Consider the following 3,847-nt stretch of genomic DNA (forward strand, 5'->3'; position numbering starts at 1 on the left):
ATTGAAAACAATGTATTTTTTTCACGAGATAATGACAATCAGAATACTCTGCAACACAATAATATTGATCAGGATGTAGATAAGCAAGGCAATACCGAACCTGTCTGTGTATCAGAAATAAACAAAAAAACATTACTAACTCCTTTAAGCCTGTCGAAGACTAAGCCAACCAATTTTAAATTGAATATATATCCTTACAAGATTTCTAATGGCAAACCATTTTTACCATTTGATTTTAAAAATAAAAACAACAATAACAAAGATGAAAATAATAATCCTCTGCCCAAAACCACTATAACTCCATTAAAAATATCGCCCAAACAAATCTTTAGTTTTAAAAATACCATTGTGGAAGACACCCGGAGGTTTCAAGCGTTGAAAAAATTAGAAGGTAAGTAGCTTTAATTAACAATTAATCTATCGACAACAAAGGAAATATTATGCCATCAATAATGCCAATTCCAGTCCGACTAATAACAAATCAAACAATATCATCTTGTAGAAATATGTTGCAGGCAATCGGAAGTGGTATTCGATCCAGATTGAGAAATTCCAGGAACATTAATTCTGTTACGTTAAATTCAATTACCTCCGATCCTGTTGCACAAACCAGTAATAGAAAATTTTATGTTTCTAATTTTACCAATGTATCTAAAATTACAAAAAATAATGGAATTAAAAATTCTGAAAAAATTAATGTATCAAAAGATAGTAAATCGAATATCAATGATGTAGTCATGAAAGTGGGGCGCAGTAAGTTTTATGCATTTCAGACATCTGATGACAAGATTATGCAAAAAAATGAAAGTGATAGTAATTTAATTAGTCCGGATTTTTACATTCCTGGCTATTCAGAAAAATTAACTAACTTCGTACATAAAGTTACAAAACTTACAAATTTAGATAAGCCAAATGAGTCAACTGTCGTTGAAGAGGTCATAGAAATACTCGACGAAATCTACGACTCGAGTAATGATGAAAATCCTGAAGCTTACTTTGTCCTGGCAAATGCCAAATTGGAAGATAAAATTGCATCATTCAATCAGATATTTGAGAATGTTATAAAAAGTGGAAATTTCACTTTTATATCTCAACAAACAATGTCGAAATTAACTACTGAGAATGAAGAAAAAATTCTATCTCATCCGTTATTTAAAAATATTGATTCAAACATTCCACAATCAAACTTATTACCGAATAGCGCAACATCATCTGACGCGATACACTCTGTCCCTAATACTTCCAGGTTTACTGTTTTCCCTGTTATTTCTACGGTTACTGGCACAACTGAGACGGATACTTTTACGCTTGATGATATCGATAATATTTTAGGCCCCATACCAACTCCTGAGGCTAAGGAAGGGGTTCGCGAATCCAGCTCATTAAATATTGAATTAATGGATTCAATACAAAAATATGATAGTTTTTATAATTCAAACGGTAAGAAAAATTCTGCGAAGTTGATGAGTGACACTATTGAAACAAATCCGGACATTCGAAATATTAGCCATAAAACACCTGAAGGACATTTTGTAAAATTTGAGGCAAACCCGCAAAAGGCACCACTTGCCAAAAATCCCGAGGTACAGAAATTTTTTGAAAAAGAAATTTTTAAAAATAAACAAGATGTCTCACACTTATATTTCAGCGCAAAAGATAAAGAATTTAACTCTCAAAATCCGCTTGTAAGTAGTTCACATTATTTTAAAAAAAATCCATCTTCGAAAATCAACACGAAGTCACCAGTTTCTAAAAAAATTACATCATTAAAAATAGAAAAAGATAGTGTTTCAAATAATTTAAAAAAATCACAGATACCCCTTAAAGCAACAACGGTTACGCAGGGCATTACCAGTTCATTAATAAATTCACAAATTATAGATAAGCTACATCCGATGTACTCATCTATGATTAAACCCATAGCTCCTACACCAGATAATATTATTCAAAAATCAAGCAAAGAATTAACAGGCTCTGAAAATGACTCAAGCGAAGTAAAAACAAAAATTATATTAAATAATAATGATTTCTTAAATTCAACATTTGATAATGATGAGACTTTGAATGATGTGTTATATCACGAAGAATTAAATGAATATGATGAATTAAATGATGAATTGAAAAAATTAATACCTGACGAGGGGAAAAGAAATCACATTATTCAAGAAATTAAAGAAAAAGCTGAGGATATACTCTCCTCTCACATAGATCAAAAAACAAAGTCTCTTGAAATAGCAATGACTACAAATGATATTTTAACAAATATAATAAAAGAACTGAAAGCATTAAAATCATCTTCATCGATCAATAAAACATCGCTTTTAAATTCTAGTCCGGCACTAATAGGATCACACGCATCTTTGAATCTGAACTTTCCAAAATTAGCAGTCAATGCTTTAATTGCGGATGAACTTACGACTTCTATAATGACGAATAAAGAAGTTAAAAATAATACTTTTGACACTAGTGAAATACAAGAATTTATTACGAATAATTTACCTTTAAAAATGTCTGATGATGAATACAAATTAAAACAAGGAGAAATGAACCTAAATCAGATAGATATTTTTGAAAAATTAGAAAATATCTTGATTCGTTTAGTATCAAATAAGACAGCCACAAAGATAGTAGACGAAATTTTTACACAGGCGAATAATGAATTTGAGAAATTTAATATTTTTGAAAAGAGTTTAGCTATTCGCATTCGAAAAAATGATCTTTTAGAACAAAGGATACTTGAAATATCTCCTACAGCTCTAAGGAAAATATAAACCATTTATGTAGTATCTTCGAATATAAAAAGTAAATAGATAGTATTAATAATCAGACTACGTTGAACCATGGTCATTTCAGAATATATTTTTGTTTATTTACAAAAATTGAATATTCGCGAAATCACCATGTTTAGCGTAGTCTTACTGGATTTAAGCCTGACTTTTTCACAAAATGTGTATTTCCCACTCCGAATCGAACATTTTTCCTCCCAAATCCAATCGACAAAACCCTTTAACGTAAATTGTTCTTGAATCATTTAAAAGGCCCCTTATGAACATATCCGTGCTAATGCAACGACTCGGTGTCTCACAAACGACATTGGTGAACGGCAACCTCACCGTTCATAGCCCGATTGACGGGACCTTACTTGCAAATATCTCCACGCACTCCTCTGAGCAAGCAATGGAAGCAATCACCAGGTCACAGCAAGCTTTTCTGGTGTGGCGGACCGTCCCGGCGCCGCGACGTGGCGAACTGGTGCGTTTGCTGGGTAACCTTTTGCGGGCGCACAAAGAAGATTTAGGGACGTTGGTGTCGTTGGAGACGGGGAAGATTCTGCAAGAAGGTTTGGGCGAAGTGCAAGAGATGATCGATATCTGCGATTTTGCCGTGGGGCTGTCGCGTCAGTTGTATGGCTTGACTATCGCCTCTGAGCGTCCGGGTCATCGGATGATGGAGAGTTGGCATCCATTGGGCGTTTGCGGGGTGATTTCGGCATTTAATTTTCCGGTTGCGGTGTGGGCCTGGAACGCGGCGCTGGCCTTTGTGTGCGGCAATAGCGTAGTCTGGAAGCCGTCGGAAAAAACGCCCTTGACCGGACTGGCCTGCGCGGCCTTGTTTGATCAGGCTTGCGCGGCATTTGGGGACGCGCCGCAGGGCCTGCTTGAGGTGATTATAGGCAACGAGGCAATAGGTGATGTGTTGGTGCGGGATATACGCGTGCCGTTGATATCGGCCACGGGATCAACCCGCATGGGGCGCGAGATCGGCCCGCGCGTGGCCGCGCGGTTTGGGCGCAGCATTCTTGAGCTGGGGGGTAATAATGCGGCGATCGTCGCGCCTAGCGCGGACT

Annotated in this window: 3 protein-coding genes; all 3 read left to right on the forward strand. The window is 36.0% G+C overall.

Translation table 11 applies throughout. The features are described 5' to 3' along the window. Positions 1–399: hypothetical protein (locus ACVBEF_RS20770; protein ID WP_447125805.1), on the forward strand; the 399-nt coding region annotated here is incomplete at its 5' end. A gap of 41 nt (positions 400–440) precedes the next feature. Beyond that, complete coding sequence (locus ACVBEF_RS20775) at positions 441–2,771, forward strand: hypothetical protein (protein ID WP_447125806.1); 2,331 nt, start codon at positions 441–443, stop codon at positions 2,769–2,771. A gap of 274 nt (positions 2,772–3,045) precedes the next feature. Beyond that, positions 3,046–3,847, forward strand: an 802-nt coding sequence (locus tag ACVBEF_RS20780) for an aldehyde dehydrogenase family protein (RefSeq protein WP_447125807.1), incomplete at its 3' end; no start/stop codon positions are given.

It is taken from the genome of Glaciimonas sp. GG7 (assembly GCF_052976905.1).

Bases quoted from the DNA above. Each gene is read 5' to 3' on its own strand.
- ACVBEF_RS20775 (WP_447125806.1), top strand. From the start codon at position 441: ATGCCATCAATAATGCCAATTCCAGTCCGACTAATAACAAATCAAACA.